Below are 21,914 nucleotides of genomic sequence, written 5' to 3'. Positions count from 1 at the left end.
CTGGCAATAGGTGAATATCATCGGTTGTCAAGAGATACTGTTTCAACAAACCGCTGTATACCGAACGGTACGTACAGTGGTGTGAGAGGACAGATAGGGAACTAATCCCTATCTTCCTACTCGATTATTGCATTTTCATATTATAGGGGGCTTCACGCTCAAATTATTTCAGGATCTCTAGCGTAAATAGCTGTTTGGAAAAATCTCTGCGTTTATCTGCTGGATAGCGGGAAATGATTAGCGGTTTGTTCCCGCAGAATTAAAAAGATCACCGCTGAAAATCTAATCTCAGATACGTGGCGTCATCTGAACTTGTTTCAGGGGCTGTTTAAGTAAATAACTGTTCTAAAATAGCTCTGCGTTTATCTGCGAGATCAGCGGGAAATGATTAGCCATTTGTTCCCGCAGATTTAAAAGATCACCGCTAAAAATCTAATCTCCGATACGTGGCGTCATACTGAACTTGTTTCAGGGTCTTTTTTTAAGTAAATAGCTGTTTTGAAAAAATCTCTGCGTTTATCTGCGAGATCAGCGGGAAATGATTAGCCATTTGTTCCCGCAGAATTAAAAAGATCACCGCTGAAAAGTCTAAATTAAAACTATGCGAACAAGGAGTAAGATCTCATCGTTTGCATTGCTCCAATCGAGACGACAATTTCCTCTCGAAAACTCAACAGAAAATTGTGCCCAATACCACATTTCCAGCGTTTCATGGGAAACCAACTTTGTTTATAAGCCTGATTGTAGCGGTAAGCCCGGAACGCAGTGAGGACTTATAGCGGAAAGCAGGGCTGCAGGCCGCCACAGAAAACAGAACATTCACTTGCTAATAAAACCTGAATTAATTTCTGAAGAACCGTCACCCGGGGCTTGTTTCAGGGGCTTTACAGGTAATAGATGCTGGAATAAATTTAGCTTGACGAAAGTAATAATCAACTAAAAATATAATTTTCATTATTTGCAAAACTCAAAACAATTAGTAACTTACTTCAGTTATCTACTGCAAATATTTGATGGAAATTATACATATAAGTGCCGAGTGTTACCCAGTTGCAAAGGTTGGTGGTTTAGCCGATGTAGTAGGGGCGTTACCAAAATACCAGAATAAACTTGGCCACATTGCCAAAGTGGTTGTGCCTGCTTACGATACCAAATTTATCCGCGAAAGTGAATTTGAGGTCACTTATGATGCCTGGGCAAATTACGGGAATAACCACTTTCAGTACCGTATTTTAAAAGAAAAAACCAATAAACTGGGATTCGACTTATACATTGTTCATATACAGGGCTTAACAGACCGTCCAAATGTATATGGATATAACGACGATACGGAAAGATTTATGGCTTTTCAGATTGCTACCCTCGATTGGATGGTGCAATGGGAGCATCGCCCGGACGTCATACATTGTCATGATCACCATACAGGATTGATTCCTTTTATGGTTTCAAATTGCATTAAATATAAGCCGATAAGTGTTGTACCTACGGTTCTAACTATTCATAACGCCCAATATCAGGGCCAGTTTGGATGGGATAAATTGTACTATTTACCCGCATTCGATTTATGGAAGGGTGGTTTACTGGGTTGGGATGATGCCATAAATCCCCTTGCTTCTGCTATTAAGTGTGCCTGGAAGGTAACTACTGTGTCGCCAACTTACCTGGAAGAAATGATGGGCAATGCGCGCGGACTGGAAAGTTTGTTAAGACAGGAACGTTGGAAATCAGTTGGGATATTAAATGGAATTGATAACGAAGTATGGAATCCTGAAACAGACCCCATGCTGAATAAGGGTTATACTATAAAAACTGTCGAAGCTGGGAAATTGGCAAACAAAAAAGCACTTTGCGATGTTTTTCAATTAGATTCATCTAAGCCCCTGTTTACATTTATAGGAAGATTGGTTGACGAAAAAGGTGCCGATATTTTGCCGGACATTTTTTATACCGCTTTGCAACAGCATGGCGACAACATCAATATTTTGGTTTTAGGCTCGGGAGATAGTTGGGTGGAAGGAAGGTTAAACCAGTTGAAGGATTTCTTCGGAGGCAGATACAATGCTTATATCGGTTATAATGAACAGGTTTCGCATCAAATATATGCAGGTGCGGATTTTCTGATCATGCCATCAAGAGTAGAGCCTTGTGGACTGAACCAGCTTTATGCCATACGCTACGGAACGGTTCCGATTGTGCGTAGGGTTGGAGGACTGAGAGATACCGTGATCGATATTGGCGACAACGGTTTCGGGATCTGCCATGACCAAACGAGTATTTGGGATGTTACACATTCTATTAACCGTGCAGTTGGATTTTACAATGATAAAAAAGCCTTTAAAGCTGTAAGAAAAACCATGATGAAAATTGATCATTCATGGGATAGGGCAGCCTTGAATTATATAGAATTATACCAAAATTTAAAATAAGCTTAAGCATGACTGACAAAGTTTTAGGCGTTATCCTTGGCGGTGGCCAGGGCTCTAGATTATCGCCACTAACACAAACACGTTCTAAACCGGCAGTTCCGATAGCTGGTAAATACCGTTTGGTAGACATTCCAATCTCGAACTGTCTCAATTCGGGTATCCACCGTATGTTTGTGTTAACCCAGTTTAATTCGGCATCCCTAAATAAACACATTAAAAATACCTATCATTTTAGTCACTTCAGTACGGCTTTTGTTGATATTTTGGCTGCCGAGCAAACGGTGCAAAACTCTGGCTGGTTCCAGGGTACTGCAGATGCTGTCCGTCAGTGTATGCATCACATCGTTTCTCATGAATTTGATTATATTTTAATCCTTTCTGGCGATCAGCTCTACCAGATGGATTTTAAAGATATGATTGAGAAACATATCGAAGCTGCTGCAGAAATTACCATTGCTACCATTCCGGTGACGGCAAAGGATGCTACTGATTTTGGTATTTTAAAGGCTGATGAAGAAAACATGATCACTTCATTTATCGAAAAACCGAAAACTGGTTTGGAGGATTGGGTTTCTGATACCGGCGAAGAAATGCAGGGCGAAGGACGTAATTTTCTGGCATCGATGGGGATTTATGTTTTTAACCGCGATTACCTGATCAATATCTTAAACGAAAACGAAGAGGAAAAGGATTTTGGTAAAGAAATTTTGCCGAGAGCTATTAGGGAAAGCCGGGTTTTAAGTTTCCAATATGAGGGTTATTGGACCGATATCGGTAACATTTCATCTTTCTTTGAAGCCAATTTAGGACTGACAGATGAAATACCGAAGTTTAATATGTTCGATAGCAACCATGCTATTTTTACCAGGGCAAGGATGTTGCCACCTTCGAAAATTTCGGGTACCACTTTAGATAAAACCATTATTGCTGAAGGCTGTATTATTCAGGCGAGCAAGGTAGAACATGCTGTTTTAGGGATCAGGTCGAGAATAGGAAAGGATACGGTGATTACCAATGCCTATATAATGGGTAGCGACAGGTACCAGACTTTAGAAGAGATACAGGAAGAAAACAGTAAGGGAAATTCTTTGATCGGAATAGGCGATCGTTGCTTCATCAATAATGCCATCATTGATAAAAATTGTCGTATTGGCAACGATGTTAAAATTAATGGCGGCGATCATTTGGAAGATGGCGATTTTGAGCTTTATGCTGTAAAAGATGGTATAGTGGTTATTAAAAAAGGCGCTGTTGTACCAAGTGGTACAGTTATTTAAGATATATTGTCATTCTGAGCGAAGCGAAGAATCTTTCAAGACCTTACAGATTTTTTAAATCCGTGAGGTCTTTTCAGTTTATTCCAGCGAAAAACCCTGGATATATAAGGTCTTTTTCTCTTTCTACCCAACATTTTCCCGATAAGCTTGTTAGTAAATAAACAAAAAATAGTTTATGACCGATCATCAACACCTTTATCAAACAGGAATTATAGGAAATTGCGCTTTTATTGCTCACGTAAATAAAAATACTGATATATCCTGGCTTTGCTGGCCACGTTTTGATAGCCCTTTTGTATTTGGCAGTTTATTGGATGAAAAAAAAGGAGGTGATTTTTCGATTTTGCCACAGGGCGAATTTACTTCTCATCAATATTACATCGAGAATACCAATGTTCTAAGAACGGAGATTACCGCCGAAGACGGAAAATACCGGATTACCGATTTTGCACCCCGTTTTCATTTATACGATCGCTATTTTAAACCACTGATGTTTATCAGAAAAATTGAGCCTTTAGAAGGTAACCCACGCATTACCATTAAGTGTGAGCCGGTTTGCGATTATGGAAAAGGTAAAATGAGATCAAGCAGGGGAAGCAATCACATCGACTATTTGGGCTGTGATGAAAATATCCGCTTAAGTACCAATGTATCACTTACCTATATTTTTGACCAGAAAGCATTTGTGCTGAACGAGCCAAAGTATTTGGTGATGACTTATGGACAAAATTTAGAAGCACCGATCGTTAGTACAGCCGAGAATTTTTTAAGGGAAACCATTTCTTATTGGCGCTTATGGATCAAACATTCATCAATAGCAGGTTTTTACCAGCCATTTGTAATCCGTTCGGCCCTCGTTTTGAAAATCCACCAATATGAAGACACAGGTGCCATTATAGCCGCAAGTACCACCAGTTTGCCCGAATCACCAGGTAGCACAAGAAACTGGGATTATCGCTATTGCTGGCTTCGCGATTCGCACTATGTGCTCACATCCTTAAACCATATCGGACATTTTGAAGAAATGGAAAGGTATTTTAATTACCTGTCCGATATTTCGCGTGCTGAAGATGTGCGTTACCAGCCTTTATATGGTATTGCGGGCGAAAGACAAATTACCGAACGGACTCTTGACCATCTGGATGGTTATAAAGGAGAACAGCCCATTAGGATCGGAAATCAGGCTTACGAACACATTCAGAATGATATCTATGGGCAGGTTTTGATTTCTATGCTGCCACTTTATACCGACCACCGTTTTGTTTTTTCGGAACGTGGTGATTCAGTAAAGTGGATTGAAAGTGTACTTTCTAAAATTGAACGTACCATTGATGAAAAGGATGCCGGAATATGGGAATTCAGAAACATTGCCAATGTACATTGTTATAGTAACCTTTTCCAATGGGCAGGCGCGCAGGCTGCTTTAAAAATGGCTAAAACCATTGGTAATGAAGATTTCGAAAGACGTGCAAATCTGCTGATTGAGAAAGCTTCAGCACATATTGAAGCCTGCTACGATCCGGAAAGAAAAGTGTATACCAATGCTGTAGGAAGTCCGCATTTGGATGCCAGCACACTACAGCTGATTATGATGAATTATCTTGATCCCGCTTCTGACAGGGCAAAGGACCACTTAACTGCTTTAGAAAAGGAACTCAAAACTGAAGATGGACTTTTTTACCGATACCTGCATGCTGATGATTTCGGTAAACCCAAAACCACATTTTTAATCTGCGCATTTTGGTATGTAGAAGCTTTGGCCTGTGTGGGCCGTACTGACGAAGCGATAAAGGAGTTTGAAAATATTATTAAATACTGTAACCACCTGCTATTGTTTAGCGAAGATGTTGACGCCAAAACAGGTAGTCAATGGGGTAACTTCCCGCAGGCTTATAGTCATGTAGGTTTGATGAATGCCGCTTACCGCATTGCGATTAAGCTGGACAGGCCGATATTTTTGTAGGATTATAGATTAAGCTTTGACAACTATGATATGTAAAACACATATTTGACGTTGTCAAAGCTATTTAAAAAAGGTCTGTGGGGACACAGAACCTGGCTTCGGGGCGGGAGAGATCTTTCCTGTAAAAAGCCCCTGAAACAAGTTCAGGGTGACGTTGCAGAGAGATTTAATGGATATGATAAAGTTCAATAGAAATAGTCGTCCTCTCGACTGAAATGCAGAGGAATGGAGAGATCTATTTGAAAATATCTTTCTAATAGATTTCTCGACTGCGTTTCGCTCCGCTCAAAAAGACGATATCTTACGTAAAAAATAGGTCTGTTAGGACACACACCTTCGTATTGGATTAATAGCTTTGGGCAAAAAAACTGCGGAAATCATATTGAATCTGCGGGATCTCTTTAAAATTATAGTTGAAAAAAAGGTCTGTGGGGACACAGACCCTGGTTAGGGACGGGAGAGAGATCTTTCCTATAAAAAGACCCTGAAACAAGTTCAGGGTGACGTTGCAGAGAGATTTAATGGATAGGATAAAGTTCAATAGAAAGCATCGTCATCTCGACTGAAACGCAGAGGAATGGAGAGATCTATTTGAAAATATCTTTCTAATAGATTTCTCGGCGTTTCGCTCCGCTCAAAAAGACGATATCTTACGTAAAAAATAGGTCTGTTAGGACACACACCTTCGTATTGGATTAATAGCTTTGGGCAAAAAATCTGCGGAAATCATATTGAATCTGCGGGATTCTTTAAAATTTAGTTGAAAAGAGGTCTGTGGGGACACAGACCCTGACTTCCGGTCGGGAGAGATCTTTCCTGTAAAAAAGACCCTGAAACAAGTTCAGGGTGACGTTGCAGAGAGATTTAAAGGATAAAATTCAATAGAAAGCATCGCCATCTCTACTAACATGCAGAGGAATGGAGAGATCTATTTGAAAATATCTCTCTAATAGATTTCTCGACTTCGTTCCGCTACGCTCGAAAAGACGATATCTTTCATAAGAAATAGGTATGTTAGGACACACACCTTCGTATTGGATTAATAGATCTGGGCATAAAATCCGCGAAAATCATATGGAATCTGTGGGATTTCTTTAAAATTATAGTTGAAAAAAAGGTCTGTGGGGACACAGACCTTGGCATTATGGTATTAATTAACTATATATTTATTAACCCCGTTCTATAAACTCTTCTTTAACTAAACTCCAAAGTAACTTTCTTACCTCTTTAAAATCATTTAAGTAATACTTTGCTTCTGAAATATTATTGCCAACTTTTATGGTAAAAGCATCATCTGGCAGTACTTTGAAAATGTCTTCATCGGTATGGTCATCGCCTAATGCCAGAATGAAATCAGGGTTTTTATCATATAACCAGTTTAAAGCAGCTTTTCCTTTATTAACTTCTATATTTTTAAACTCGATTACTTTGTTCCCTGGCATCAACTGCAGTCCTTTATCAGCAGCCAGAATTTTCATGTGGCTTACGATTTCATTGGCACGTAAATCACCTAATCCATCTTCTGCTTTTCGATAGTGCCATACCATTGAATAGCTTTTTTCTTCAATGAACGATCCCGGAGTACGGTCGGTATAGGTTTCTAATAAAGTCTTTATTTCCTGTTTCCATTGGTCGGTAAGCAGGGGCAGACTGTTCCATTTATCTCCATACGATTTTTGCCATGCGCCATGCTCAGCAATCAGATCTACCTTTAAATGCCCAAACCACTGCTCCAGTGTTTCATGTCTCCTTCCGCTGATGATTACCACTTTATTGGCATGATCAAGGGTCAGGTTTTCGATCAGATCATAAAGTTCGTCGTCAGGAGAGGCATCATCAATGTTTCCGGTAAAATCTACCAGTGTGCCATCATAATCTAAAAATAGAACCCTGTCGGTTGTTGTTGCATATTTAGCAGCAATTACTTCATTAATCGAATTTACTGCGTGTTTGGTTAATAATGATTTTTGAGAATCTTTCACTTCGTTTAATCTTAAAATAAAATTGTTAACCCAATGTTTAACGTTAAATTTTTCTACTATAGCCCGCATGGCTTTCATGCGTTGCTGTTGTTCTTCCAAAGGCATTTTTAATGCAGTTACGATGGCTTCCATAATGTCGCCTATATTATTGGGATTAACAATTACAGCATCAGTTAATTCTTTGGAAGCACCTGCCATTTCGCTTAAAATCAATACACCATCTTCGTGGTTCCGGCTAGCTACATATTCTTTACTTACCAGATTCATCCCATCGCGCATTGGCGTTACCAGGCAAATGTCGGCAGTTGAATAAAGTGCAGAGAGTACTTCAATAGGGAAAGAGCGATAAAAATAATTTACGGGAATCCAGTTTATGGAGCGGTACCTCGCATTTAAATTTCCAACAAACTGGTCAATCTGGTCTCTTAACTCGCTATATTGTGGTACGGTATCCCTTGAAGGGACTACAATCATGAAAAGTTCTATTTTACCAATATATTCGGGATGCTCCTGAAGTAGTAATTCCATGGCTTTTAACCTTTCGAGTATGCCTTTACTGTAATCTAACCGGTCAATAGAAAGGATTACTTTCATCTCTTCTTTACCAGTCCTGAAATAATCAATTTCTTTTTTTACTTTTTCAGTGACAGGTAGATCAGAAAATTTGTCGAAATCAATTCCCATTGGAAAAGCTTCTATCACAATTTGTCTTTCGTGGCTATTAAGTACGTTTGATGATGAATTTACGGGTAGCAAACGTGTAGCGGTGCTGATAAAATGGCGTACATCATCGTAAGTGTGAAAACCAATTAAATCGGCACCAATCAGGCCGTTTAATAGTTCTTCCCGCCAGGGGATGAGCCTGAAAATTTCGTATGACGGAAAGGGAATATGCTGAAAAAAACCGATTGTAGCATTCGGGAGTTTCTCTCTTAAAATGCCCGGCAACAGCAGCAATTGATAATCTTGAATCCAGATTTTATCCTTTCGATCCAGTACATGCATGGCACTTTTGGCAAATTTCTCATTTACCGATCGGTAGCAATCCCAATAACTTTGTTCATAATTTGCGTAGGTAACCAGGTAATGAAATACAGGCCATAACACTTCATTTGAAAAGCCTTCGTAATATAAATTAATTTCGTTTTGGGTAAGAAAAACCGGATAGAGGTTTAGTTCGGCAAGTTTTTGCGTAACTTCTTCCTGACGTTCTTCCGGAACCTCAATTCCGGGCCATCCGATCCAAATGGAGTTGCCTGATTTATATACATCGCCAAGGCCGGTGGCAAGGCCGCCCTCGCTGGGAATAAACGTGTATTCTTCGTTCTCTTCAATGATTTTAACGGGTAGTCTGTTCGATATTATAACTGTCTTCATGCTTTTATTCGATGTATCTATATCTTAAAAGCATTGTCATTCTTATTTTGTTTGAATTTTTAGGTCAAAAAAACATTCAGATGATTAAACGTAGTTAAATACCAATGAAAAAGTTGTACCACTTTCGGGAGTAGAAATAACTTCGATACTGCCTCTGTGCATTTTCATGATGTTTCGGCTGATGGTTAATCCTATACCCGATCCATTTTTCCTGGTGGTATAAAATGGAACGAATATTTTTTCAAGATCATCAGCGTCTATACCTTTTCCATTATCACTAACATCGATATATAGCTTGGTGTTTTCTAAACGGTAATTTACATTGATATGAGGCATATCCTTATTTTCGACCGCATAAATACTGTTGGTAATCAGGTTGATTAATACCTGTTCTATTAATTTCAGATCCAGCTGAATGGTGATTTTTGATGAAGTCTGTTCTACATCCAGCACCACATTTTTAACTTTAGCAAATGGCTGCATCAGTACCTTAATGTGCTTTAATATTTCTCCAATGGTATGCGGCTCAAGGTTTGGTGTAGGCAGTTCGGCAATTAAACGGTAATCTTTTACGAAATCCAGTAAACCTGATGAGCGCCTTTGGATCGTATGAAGTGCTGTTTTAAGGTCTTCCATTTCATCTTCAGTTAAGTCCTTTTTATCGGTTACCATTTTGTTGATAGTATCTGATAAGGAACTGATAGGCGTGATGGAATTTAAAATTTCATGCGAAATAACACCGACTAACCTGTTCCAGGCTTCAGTTTCTTTTTGCTCAATTTCATCTTTAATGTTCTGAAAACTAATGATGATATAGTTCTTCCCGTAAAGGTTTAAAGGAATCACTTCAGTAGATAACTGGGTTAGTTTATCCTGAATCTTAAGTTCCAGAAACCGTTTTCCACCTGTTGAAATCTGCTCTATTTCTGCTCCAAACGCTGGCAGATGCTCTTTTAACCGATGCCAGTATTTATAGGCGGGCACACCTAAAAGGTTAGAAGCGGCCTGATTGAAAAAGGCAATCTCGTTATCTTTTTCTGCTGTTGTATTGCTCACCACGATTACCCCAACCGGAACCTGCTCTAAAATGGTTTTGATCAGCTGAAACATGGCTTCCTGTTCCAGTTTAATTTGTTTGTGAACCTGTAAAATATCAGTAAACGATTCGTATAGCTCGGGGAAACTGCCTCTGGTTGTTTTGTTTCTGAAGTTTAAGGTATGATCTCTCGTTTTTACGGCCAAAATGAAACGGTTAATATCCGACCGGATCTGATTGATATAGTAATAAAGGGAAATAATGGTACCCAATAAAATCAGTGCAACGCCTGTAATGGTAAACCAGAGTTCGGTGTTTTTAATGAGGTAAAATAAAAGATAACCCAGCAGATTGATGGTCAGCAGGCGGAATATTAAACGGAAGGTAAAGCGTTGATAGAACATATTTTTAAAGCTAAAAGCTTAAAGGCGAAAGACTAAAGCTTTAAACTTTGGTCTTTTAGCTTTCAGCTTAGATTCCAAATTTTTCAATTCTTCTGTAAAGTGCTGCGCGGGTTAAACCTAATTCTGCCGCTGCTTTTGATATGTTTCCTTTGTGCTTATCAATGGCCTTCTGCACCATCATTTTCTCCATATCTTCCAGAGCCATTTCATCTGGTAGTGTGTTGTTCTGTGCGTAACGTTGCGGACTTAGCTGCAGATCATCTTCGGTAATATCAGCTCCATCGCTCATAATAACGGCTCTTTCCAACACATGCTGTAATTCGCGTACATTGCCTGGCCATTGATACTTTAATAATGCTTCCTGGGCCTTATTGCTTATTTTTTGCACATTTTTATGGTATTTGGCACTAAAGACCTGCAAAAAGTGATTGGCCAAAAGTAAAATATCTTCGCCACGTTTACGTAAAGCCGGCAACAAAAGTTCTACTGTATTAATGCGAAACAATAAATCCTGCCTGAATGTATTTTTTGCGACCATTTCGTTCAATGGCATATTGGTTGCCGTGATGAGGCGTATATTTACTTTACGCTCTTTGCTTTCGCCCAAACGGGTAACCGTTCGGTTTTGCAAAACACTTAATAACTTGGCCTGAAGTGGTAGTGTTAAATTTCCAATCTCATCTAAAAAAATCGTCCCCCCATCAGCTAGCTCAAAGCGGCCTGGTTTATCTTCTTTGGCGTCGGTAAAAGCGCCTTTAGCATAACCAAATAATTCACTTTCAAATAGATTTTCGTTTAGGGCACCTAAATCCACATGCATAAATACCTGGTTTTTCCGTTGTGAATTTCCGTGGATCTCATAGGCGAACACCTGTTTTCCGGTTCCGTTTTCACCCAGGATCAGCACATTTGCATCGGTAGGGGCAACTTTTAATAGCGTGTGCTGTAATTGCCTTATTTCGGTAGCCTGACCAACAATATTCTCAAATCCTCTAGTAAGATCTTTTTGAAGCGATGTGTGTATCTTTTCAAGCTTTTTAACCTTTTTGGTCGATTCACGAAGTTTTGATGCCGATGAAATGGTGGCAAACAGCTTTTCATTTTCCCAAGGCTTCAGGATGAAATCGGTAGCACCCTTTTTTATTGCTTTTACTGCAAGTTCAACATTACCAAAGGCAGTCATTAGTATCACCACATAATCTTTATCAATAGATAAAATATGTTCTAACCAATAAAGGCCTTCTCGGCCATCACTGGCACCTTTTTGATAGTTCATATCCAGCAAAATGATATCAATTTCATTTTTGCTCAGTAAAACGTTAATTTCTTTGGGCGATTTACATGTAATTACCTGCTTTACCTGTTGCTTTAAAAACAAACGGGCACTTAGCAGGATATCGTCATCATCGTCAATAATTAAAACAGTGGCATCTAACATAACCTTGCCTCTTCCAAGTTAGTATTTCTTATTTTTTGCTAATGTTATCCCTTCAATAAGGTGCTGAAAGGATGGCGCAAATTTAATAAAACTGTCCGCTCCCGCACATTAACTGTCCGATAACGAACATGTCAAAAATAAAATAATTAATTAGTATCTGGTAATCAGTGTTTTAAGTGTGTTTTGATGTTTTGGCACAAGCTTGGTTACTAGCAGACCAAACAGTAAACCAAACAATGGACAAGAAAATAGAGAAGAAGAGATTTAGCACTAAAACCCTGTTAATAATAGGTGGCGCAGTTGCTTTTGTAGCAATTGTAATTTATGGCTATACTTTGTCACTCAAAAAAGTTTATAGTGCCGATGCAGATAAGTTGACCATCAGTAAAGTAGAATATGGTGATTTTGAAGATGTAGTGCTGTTAAATGCCAGTGTAGTTCCCTTAACCTCGGTAATTGTAAGTTCATCAGAAGGAGGAACAGTTGCGGAAATTTTTACTGAAAATGGCGCATCCGTAGTGAAAGGTACACCACTGTTACGAATTGCAAATTCGAATGCCATGTTGGGGTATACCTCGCAACAGACGGCTGCTACCGAACAAATTAATCAGCTACGTAAATCGAGGTTGGATTTAGAACAAAATCAAAGAATCCTGAATCAGGATGTATTGGATGTGGAGAATAATTTACGTACTGCAACCCGTCAGTATCGATTGGACAGTGCACTTTTTGCCAAAAAGGTAATTACACTCCAGGAATTTAACAAATCTAACCAGGATTACGAATATTACCAGGGTAAATTGAAAATCGTTCGCCAGGCGATTAAACAGGAAAATCAGAGCCGTAAGATGCAACTGGCTCAGATTGACCAATCGATGGGGCAAATGAACGAAAGTTTGGAGATGATCCGCAAGAACATTGAAAATATGACCATTAAAGCGCCGGTTTCCGGTAAACTTTCTTCATACGATCCGGTAATTGGTAAATCTTATAATGCCAACGAAATGATCGGAAAGATTGATGTGTTACAAGGTTACAAACTGCAGGCAGGGGTTGATGAGTATTACATCAACCGTGTAAAAGAAGGACAAACCGCCAACTGTGAATTTAATGGTAAAACTTATAATTTAACCGTAAGCAAAGTAATTCCTGAGGTTACAGCGGGTCAGTTCCAGGTAGAAATGGTTTTTAAAGGTCCGGCACCTGAAGGTTTGCGACGTGGATTATCTTTACAAACAAAGTTAACTTTGTCTGATAATAGTAAATCACTGCTCCTTGCCCAGGGACAGTTTTTCCAGAGCACAGGTGGCTCGTGGGTTTTTTTAGTAAAGAATGGAAAAGCAACTAAGAAAAACGTTAAAATCGGACGAAAAAACTATCTGTATTATGAAATATTGGATGGTTTGCAGAAAGGCGACGAAGTAATTACTTCATCTTACGATCAGTTTAATCAATACGACCAGGTGGAGATTAGTAAGTAGGGCGTTTGGCGTTTGGCGTTTGGAGTTTGGCGTTTGGAGTTTGGCGTTTGGCGTTTGGCGTTTGGAGTTTGGCGTTTGGCGTTTGGAGTTTGGCGTTTGGCGTTTGGAGTTTGGAGTTTGGAGTTTGGAGTTTTTTAAGAAATGGGTTTAAAGTTAAACAAAAGATATAATCAGGTCTTGATACTTGCTACTAAATACCTGCTACCAAGTACCTGATACTAAATACTTGATACTAGAATTATGATTAAAATAGAAAATCTGGAAAAAGTTTACAAAACAGAAGAAGTAGAAACGACTGCACTCAATGGCATCAATCTCCATGTAGCAGCAGGAGAGTTTGTTTCCATTATGGGGCCATCAGGCTGTGGGAAATCTACCTTGTTAAATGTAATGGGTTTATTGGATAAGCCCGAAAGCGGAAGCTACAAATTTATTGATACAGAGCTTTTAACCCTCAACGACAGGGAGCGCTCAAATTTCCGAAAGAGAAACATGGGTTTCGTTTTCCAGAATTTCAATTTGATCGATGAATTAACCGTTTTTGAGAACATTGAATTGCCCTTAATTTATAACAAGGTTCCTGCCGGAGAGCGTAAGAAACTGGTAAACGAAATCATCGAGCGAATGAATATTGTAAACCGTAGCGGGCATTTTCCACAACAATTATCCGGCGGACAACAGCAAAGGGTAGCGGTAGCAAGGGCCTTGGTTACCAAGCCGAAATTGGTTTTGGCCGATGAGCCTACCGGAAACCTGGATAGCTCACATGGTAACGAAGTAATGGAATTGCTCTGCGAGCTAAATGAAACCGGAACCACCATTGTAATGGTTACACACTCCAGTCACGATGCCAGTTTCTCTAACCGGATCATTAACCTGAAAGATGGTCATGTGATTTCGGAAAAGATAAATAAAAGTAGAAACGAAGAACTGATATAGAGGTTTAAGGTAAAAGGTTTAGGGTGTAAGGTTAATCTTCCTTAAACCTTCAGCCCTAAACCTTACACCTAAAAAAAAGATTTTAGTTTAGTTAATGATAGCCGCCCAATAATCTTCCCGGATGGGAAGATCTGGGATTGGCAAATAAGGTAAAAGGTTCATAGGTAGAAGGCGTATGGTTTATGCGCTAAAACCTTCCAACCTTTTAACCTTCCAACTTTCAACCTTAGCAATATGTTCAAATTAAACCTGAAAATAGCCTTACGGAACCTTTGGAAAAACAAGGGTTTCTCTCTGATCAATATCGGTGGCTTAGCCATTGGCTTGGCCAGTTGCATGGTTTTGTTACTTTATGTGGCTTACGAGTGGAGTTACGATAAGCAATTCTCCAATCATGATAAGACTTATGTAGTTTATCAAAACATGAAGGCAAGCGGTAAAACTTTTAGCTGGGCCTGGACACCCAATGTGATGGCTAAAGAAGTGCAGGAAAAAATTCCTGGTGTTAAATATGCCGCTCACACTACTTATCCGAGAAAACAACTCGTTACTGTTGGCGATAATAAAATAAATAGCAGTGCCATCTTTGCTGATCAAAATTTCATTAAAATACTGGACTACAAATTTCTTGAGGGAAGCCCCGTTCAGGTTTTGAAAGATGTAAATACCATTATCCTCACCAAATCTTTTGCAAAAAAGTTATTTGGAAATGAAGATCCTATTAATAAAATGGTAAAGCTTGAAAATCAGGATGTATTAAAGGTAGAAGCAGTAATAGAAGATGTGCCTGCCAACAGTAGCCTGGCTTTTGAGTGCATTATGCCTTGGGCACTGTTAGAAAAACGGGAAAGCTTGGTAAAGGAGGGCAATTGGGGCAATAATATGTGCCTAACGCTTGTCCAGTTAAAGGATAACAACTTTTTCAGCGTTGCAAATAATTTGATGCATGATATCTATAAACGCAACCAGAAAGATAATATGTCTGAAGCTTTATTACATCCATTAAACAAATGGCATCTGTACGATGATTTTGTAAACGGCAAATCGGTAGGTGGCAAAATAGATCAGCTTAGGATATTTTTATTGCTGGCCTTTTGCATTTTGTTGATCGCCTGTGTAAATTTTATGAACTTATCTACAGCACGCTCAGAGCGCAGGGCAAAAGAGGTTGGCGTTCGTAAAGCAATAGGGTCAACGCGTAAAGCGCTTATCAATCAGTTTTTCTTAGAATCCTTACTCCTCACTTTTATCGCAACCGTCTTAGCTTTTATCTTAATTGAGGTTAGTTTGCCATATTTTAATAGCTTGTTAGATATTAAACTAACAATAGACTACCATAATGGCCTGTTTTGGTTAACCTTGTTGGGGTTAATGATTTTGACCGGATTGGTTGCCGGCAGTTATCCGGCCCTTTATCTATCTTCTTTCGAGCCTATAAAAGTTTTAAAAGGTTTCACCCTTAAAACAGATTCATCCGCTGCGGTAAGAAAAGTGCTAGTGGTGGGCCAATTCGTTTTTGCTGCAGCTTTAATTGTTTGCACAGCCGTCATTTATCAGCAGCTCAATTATGTTAAGAACAAGCCCATTGGTTACGACAAATCCAATTTGATTCAAATTGCTGTAGTAGGAAAAATAACCGATCCCGTTAAATTGGACTTGCTTAAAACCCAACTGTTAGCATCGGGCGCTGTAAGCAATGTTACCTCTTTCAGTACAGACTTTACTGAAGGAGGAGACAATACTACGGCTGTCTACTGGGAAGGCAAAAATCCTAATGAGGCTATTTCTTTCAACCATAGGGCAATAGGATATGATTTTGTTGAAACGATTGGCACTAAAATGATCAGCGGCAGGGAGTTCTCTGTGAAATTTCCTAATGATACCAATAGCGTATTGTTAAATGAAGCAGCAGTGAAAATGATGGGATTGAAAAATCCGGTGGGCAAGGTAATCACTTTCTGGGGTAGAAAACTAACTACTGTTGGTGTTGTAAAAGATTTTGTGGTAGAAAGTGCTTATCAAAGAGTGGCCCCGATGATTTTTAGGGCAAATACAAATGGCGACGCGAGGGTACTTATAGCAAGGTTAAGTCCAAATCAGAACATCAGCTCTTCTCTGGCCAAGATTGATGATCTGGTACAACAAATGGAGCCAAATTATCCTGTAAACCGAAAATTTGTGAACGAATCTTTTGAAGAGAAATTTAAAAATGAAAAATTATTGGGTTCACTTTCGAACTGGTTTGGTGGTTTTGCCATTTTCATTTCTTGTTTAGGCTTATTGGGTCTGGCGCTTTTTATGGCCGAACAACGCAAAAAGGAAATCAGTATCCGGAAGGTTTTAGGCGCGAGTACCGGCAATATCCTGGTGTTGCTGAATAAAGACTTTATAAAGCTGGTAGCCATTGCCAATATGATTGCCTTTCCTTTAGCTTATATCATTATCAATAAATGGCTGTCTGCTTTTGATTATCGTGTGGCTATTTCGTTTCTACCCTTTCTGCTCGCCATCGTCATCTCTGTTTTAATTGCAGTGTTAACGGTCAGTTTGCAATCGGTAAAAGTGGCAAAGGCAAATCCTATTGATGCACTTAAATATGAATAATGGAGAGAAGGCGAAAGGTCTTAAGTTAGAAGGCTAAAGTGTCCAAAACCTTACAACCTGCAACCTTTCAACATTTAAATTTAAAAAGATGTTTAGACTCAATCTAAAAATAGCCTTACGCAACCTTTGGCGCAACAAAGGCTTCACGCTGATCAATCTGGGCGGGTTGGCCATTGGTTTGGCCAGCTGCATGATTTTATTATTGTATGTAGCCTACGAATATGGTTATGATAAGCAGTTTACCAATTATGATAAAACTTATGTGCTTTACAATAAACAAAAAACCGCTTCTGAAACCTTTAGCTTTATGGCCTTCCCAGGTCAGTTGAGAGATGAAATCAAAGAAAAAGTTCCTGGTGTGGCCAAGGTAAGCCGTTTATCTTATGCTGAACCGATGCTTTTATCCTACAATCAGAACAACTTTAAAATGAACGCCGTTTTCGGCGATCCGGATCTTCTTAAGATGTTCGATTATAGGGTGTTGAAAGGTAATCCAAATACTTTTTTGAACAGTGTAGATGGGGTAATTCTGACAGAGACACTGGCTAAAAACCTTTTTGGTAATGAAGATCCGCTTAACAAGGTAGTTAAACTGGATAACAAGGAGAGTTTGAAAGTAGAAGGCGTTATTGCTGATCGCCCTAAAAATTCGACATTGGGACAAGATTATATCATGTCCTGGAGATTGTACGAAAAATTAAATCCATGGACTAAAGACAGTGGCTGGGGAAACAACTATTGTATGTTGTTTGCGCAACTTCAGGATAATTCCTTTTTTGCTCGTGCCAATAACCAGATGAAAGGCATGATCAAGGCCCACGATAAAGCAATTAATGGCGAACCTTTTATGCATCCTTTATCTAAATGGCATTTATACGATAAATTTGAAAATGGTAAAAACGTAGGCGGAAGGATAGATCAGCTCAGAATATTCTTTCTTTTGGCTTTTTGTATCCTGCTAATTGCCTGCGTTAATTTCATGAACCTTTCTACCGCCAAATCAGAAAAACGGGCACGCGAAGTTGGCGTGCGTAAAGCTATCGGCTCTTCCAGAAATAACCTGGTAAGCCAGTTCATGTTCGAATCCGTTTTATTAACCACACTGAGCATGCTTGTGGCTTTTGTTTTAATTGAAGTAAGCCTGCCGTATTTTAACAATTTATTGGGCATTACCCTTGGGATAGATTATAAAGATTATAAATTTTGGACGGTGTTTTTTGGCTTAACGCTGTTTACTGCGGTAATTGCCGGAAGTTATCCTGCTTTTTATCTTTCTTCTTTTGACCCGGTTAAAGTCTTAAAAGGGTTTAAACTTGCCGGAGGCTCTTCACTGTCAATTCGTAAATTCCTGGTTATTTTTCAATTTGTATTCGCAGCCTGTTTAATCGTTTGTACTGCAGTAATTTATCAGCAGTTAAACTATATTAAAAATAAACCTATCGGTTACAACAAAGCAAATCTGGTACAGATTTCTATAGAAGGTGAATTTTCAAAAAAGGAAAAACGCGAAATCCTCAGAGATGAATTGCTTAAATCGGGTGCCGTAACTGCCTATACCGAGTACAGTTTGTCGTTAACTAGTGGTGGTAACAATACTTATGGAATCAACTGGCCGGGTAAAAACCCAAAAGATCAAATCCTAATCAACTTTAGGTTTACCAACCTCGATCTCACCAAAACTACTGGTATGGAAATGTTAAAGGGAAGAGACTTTTCTAAAGATTTTGTAGATACCGCTCATGTATTGGTTAATGAGGCATTGGTTAAGGTGATGGGAATGAAAGATCCTGTCGGTAAAATGATTGAATGGGGGCAGCCAGTAAGGATCATTGGAGTGGTTAAAGATTATGTAATGGAATCTCCGTATCAGAAAGCAACTCCTTTACTTATTGCGCAAAATCCTGATAATGTTACTACCATTATTATGAGATTAAATGATAAAAACAACATCACCTCATCTGTTAACCAGATTAGCGAAACAGCGAAGAGACTAAATCCTGCTTATCCGGCCACGATAAGGTTTGTTGATGACAACTTTGAATTAAAATTCAAAAATGAAAAACTGTTGGGAACACTTTCTAACTGGTTTGGAGGTTTTGCTATTTTTATTTCTTGTCTGGGTTTATTGGGTCTGGCTTTATTTATGGCCGAGCAGCGCAAAAAGGAAATCAGTATCCGGAAGGTTTTAGGCGCCAGTACGGCAAATATCCTCACTTTATTGAATAAAGACTTTGTCAAACTGGTTGCCATCGCCAACCTGATTGCATTTCCGTTAGCTTATATCGTTATCAATAAATGGCTTTCAGCTTATGAATATCGTGTATCAATTTCCCCTTTGCCGTTTATCATCGCCATCGGATTATCGGTATTGATAGCCATTTTAACGGTTAGCGTACAATCGTTAAAAGTGGCCAAGGCAAATCCTGTTGATGCTTTGAAATATGAATAGAGATCGGAAGGAAGAGGGTAAGAAGGTAGAGGGCTAAAGCGTCCTAAACCTTCCAACCTTTAACCTTTCAACCTTCAACCTAAAAAATATGTTCAAATTAAATCTAAAGATCGCGTTGCGGAACCTATGGAGAAATAAAGGGATTACAGCCATTAATATTGGCGGGCTGGCCATTGCTTTGGCTGCGTTTATTTTGGTAACGCTCTATTTTACCTATGAAACCAGTTTCGATAAGGAAAATCCGAATTACGAAAATATATACATTGTTGGAATAACATACCCGGAATTTAAAACCAATTATGTTGCTGCCCCTTTTGCTGAAGCAATCAGGCAAAATTTTCCAGAAGTTGTGTCGGCAGGTGTGATAAAGGATAGTGCTTTTGAACTGACAATTAAAAACGGAAAAAATACGCTGTTTACTAAAAAAATTCTACAGGTAAGTTATGATGCCGCCAGAATTCTAAATATCCAGCCCGCTAATGGTCTCATAAAGCCGGCAGGAGAGCGCGAACGACTTACTTATCTGAGCACTGAAAGCATGAAAACGCTTTTTCCGAATAAACAGGATGATAAACCAGAAATGGTTGGTTTTGGAGCAAGCACTTCTGGAATAACCGGAGTGATTAATGGATCTATAAAAAATAACCAGCATTCCAACTTCTCTTTTGATGGTGTTAGTATTGGTAATGAACTTGGCAAGAATGATCATTATAACACGAACGATTACACCATCTATTTACAGGTAAAACCTGCAACAGATGTTGAAAATCTTGAACAAAAAATTACCGGTTTATACCGTGCTGAATTATTGAAGGACAAAAGTGAGAAAAAGTCAATAAAAGAAATAAAGGGTATCTCTACCTTTTTAGACCCATTGGCTAACCAGCATTTAAAGCCAAAAGCGGGTAACGATGCTCCCTATAAAATATTAATAGCAATTTCTGTCCTGGGTGTTTTGATTTTGGTGATTGCCTGTATCAACTTCACTAATCTGAGTATAGCACAAGCAGGTAAGCGAGCTAAAGAGGTCGGTATAAAGAAAGTTATGGGTGCTTATCGTTTCCAGTTAACCAAACAGTTCTTGGTAGAGATCTTGATGCAATGTTTAGGCGCTATTATTTTAGCATTAATTATGGCAGAATTAGCTTTGCCTAGATTCAACAGCCTGTTTCAGGTTCACTTGTCCATCTGGCATAGTGCGAATGGGTTATTCTGGAAAATACCTCTTATCTTAGCATTAATTACCTTTTGCGCAGGCATTTATCCGGCGATTGTTTTGTCAGGTTTTAAGCCATCACTCGTACTTAAAGGCAATTTCTCTACCAGTAAACAAAGTTATTGGCTACGTAATGCGTTGCTGGTTTTTCAATTTAGTATGGCAGTTATTTTCATTATTGGCTTATTCATTATCAATTCGCAGTTAAAATACATGCGAAGCGAAGATTTAGGCTTTAATGCCAGTCAGGTTGTTTATGTCAAAAATTTAACAATGTTTAATAATCCGGCCAAATTTGGCTCAATTAATTTCGAACCTGTCAGGCAAAAAATACTAAAAGTTCCAGGTATCAAATCAGCAACGGTAAGTACATTTATTCCTGGCGGCCCAAATGGAATAAACAGCTATACTGCAAATGGTATAAAAGCCAATATTGATTTTGTTAATGTAGAGTTTGATTATTTTGAAACTTTGGATATTAAGTTAAAAGCAGGGCGCTTTTTCTCAAGCAAATTTAAAACTGACACGATAAATTCGGCAATTGTAAATGAAAGTGCAGTTGCCAGGTATGGTATTAAAAATCCTGTTGGACAAATAATCAGGGGCTGCGATATCGATTATAAAATAGTTGGTGTAATAAAGGATTTTAAAACGCAAGGTTTTGAAAATGTAATTCAACCCACAATTTATACCATTAAAGATCCTTGCGGAAGCTTTAAAACAGAAATATTGCTCAAGATCGAACAAAATAAAATGGCCGATGCACTAGCTACATTAAAAGCGCAATGGCCTGAAATTAATAAACTTGATGGAGAAGATTTTCGCTATGCCTTTCTCGACGAACTTTACGGTAAGCTGTTCAAAAAGCAGGAACAATTGCAGTCGGTATTTTTCACTGCTGCTGTACTCACTATTTTTATTGCATTACTGGGTTTATATGCATTTGCCAAATACATTACCAATGGGCGCTTAAAAGAAATTGCCGTGCGTAAAATTTTGGGTGCAACTGATGTGCAGTTGCTTAAACTGATCAATAGTTCATTTTTTTACCTGGTCGTTGTTGCAAACATCGTTTCCTGGCCAATTGCCTATGTGGTTACCAATATGTGGCTCAAGACCTTTGCTTACCGGATCGATTTTCCTGTTTTGCCATTTGTAACTACCACATTGATAACGATTTTATTAACCATTATAACTGTAAGTATACAGGCCAAAAAAGCAGTAAATGCCAATCCCGTTGATGCTTTGAAATATGAATAACGAACTGCGATAGGCGTTTGGTGTTTAGCGGGATTCACCGCTAACCGCACAGCGCTTTACGC

Annotated in this window: 11 protein-coding genes; 8 read left to right on the top strand and 3 right to left on the bottom strand. The window is 38.8% G+C overall.

Translation table 11 applies throughout. From position 1 onward, the window contains the following. Positions 1-1,013 precede the first annotated feature (1,013 nt). From ACFE6N_RS22470 to ACFE6N_RS22460, 3 genes are all read left to right on the top strand, one after another. A complete protein-coding gene (locus ACFE6N_RS22470) occupies positions 1,014-2,426 on the top strand; it encodes a glycogen synthase (RefSeq protein WP_378940093.1) in 1,413 nt (470 codons plus the stop codon). A gap of 8 nt (positions 2,427-2,434) precedes the next feature. Then, positions 2,435-3,703 (top strand): glucose-1-phosphate adenylyltransferase, encoded by a 1,269-nt coding sequence (locus tag ACFE6N_RS22465; protein ID WP_378940092.1) that lies wholly within the window; start codon positions 2,435-2,437, stop codon positions 3,701-3,703. Between the two features lie 175 nt (positions 3,704-3,878). After that, a complete protein-coding gene (locus ACFE6N_RS22460; protein WP_378940091.1) occupies positions 3,879-5,666 on the top strand; it encodes a glycoside hydrolase family 15 protein in 1,788 nt (595 codons plus the stop codon). Between the two features lie 1,169 nt (positions 5,667-6,835). On the opposite strand, the gene ACFE6N_RS22455 is transcribed toward ACFE6N_RS22460, so the two are convergent. The 3 genes from ACFE6N_RS22455 to ACFE6N_RS22445 form a co-directional block, all read right to left on the bottom strand. Then, positions 6,836-9,025: a bifunctional alpha,alpha-trehalose-phosphate synthase (UDP-forming)/trehalose-phosphatase gene (locus ACFE6N_RS22455; protein ID WP_378940090.1), complete on the bottom strand. Its 2,190-nt coding sequence runs from the start codon at positions 9,023-9,025 to the stop codon at positions 6,836-6,838. Between the two features lie 84 nt (positions 9,026-9,109). After that, a complete protein-coding gene (locus tag ACFE6N_RS22450; RefSeq protein WP_145855740.1) occupies positions 9,110-10,465 on the bottom strand; it encodes a PAS domain-containing sensor histidine kinase in 1,356 nt (451 codons plus the stop codon). Positions 10,466-10,532: 67 nt separating this feature from the next. After that, positions 10,533-11,903 carry a sigma-54-dependent transcriptional regulator gene (locus ACFE6N_RS22445; RefSeq protein ID WP_378940089.1) on the bottom strand — a complete coding sequence of 457 codons (1,371 nt, stop codon included), beginning with the start codon at positions 11,901-11,903 and terminating at the stop codon, positions 10,533-10,535. A gap of 236 nt (positions 11,904-12,139) precedes the next feature. Here ACFE6N_RS22445 and ACFE6N_RS22440 point away from each other — a divergent pair, with 236 nt between their 5' ends. The 5 genes from ACFE6N_RS22440 (at position 12,140) to ACFE6N_RS22420 (ending at position 21,852) form a co-directional block, all read left to right on the top strand. Then, the gene (locus ACFE6N_RS22440; protein WP_378940088.1) at positions 12,140-13,384 is read left to right on the top strand and encodes an efflux RND transporter periplasmic adaptor subunit; all 1,245 of its coding nucleotides are present in this window, start codon (positions 12,140-12,142) and stop codon (positions 13,382-13,384) included. A gap of 240 nt (positions 13,385-13,624) precedes the next feature. Then, entirely contained in the window at positions 13,625-14,323 is a 699-nt protein-coding gene (locus ACFE6N_RS22435) for an ABC transporter ATP-binding protein (protein ID WP_090982122.1), read from the top strand. Between the two features lie 234 nt (positions 14,324-14,557). Continuing rightward, on the top strand, positions 14,558-16,927 hold the full coding sequence (locus ACFE6N_RS22430) for an ABC transporter permease (protein ID WP_378940087.1): 2,370 nt from the start codon (positions 14,558-14,560) through the stop codon (positions 16,925-16,927). Positions 16,928-17,015: 88 nt separating this feature from the next. Continuing rightward, positions 17,016-19,376: an ABC transporter permease gene (locus tag ACFE6N_RS22425; RefSeq protein ID WP_378940086.1), complete on the top strand. Its 2,361-nt coding sequence runs from the start codon at positions 17,016-17,018 to the stop codon at positions 19,374-19,376. A gap of 88 nt (positions 19,377-19,464) precedes the next feature. Further along, a complete protein-coding gene (locus ACFE6N_RS22420; protein ID WP_378940085.1) occupies positions 19,465-21,852 on the top strand; it encodes an ABC transporter permease in 2,388 nt (795 codons plus the stop codon). Positions 21,853-21,914: the final 62 nt, after the last annotated feature.

Origin of the sequence: Pedobacter sp. BG31, assembly GCF_042464845.1 — a bacterium.
Classification (GTDB): Bacteria; Bacteroidota; Bacteroidia; order Sphingobacteriales; family Sphingobacteriaceae; genus Pedobacter; species Pedobacter suwonensis.
Note: the sequence above shows the minus strand (reverse complement) of the source record. Positions and strands in the feature narration are given on the sequence as shown.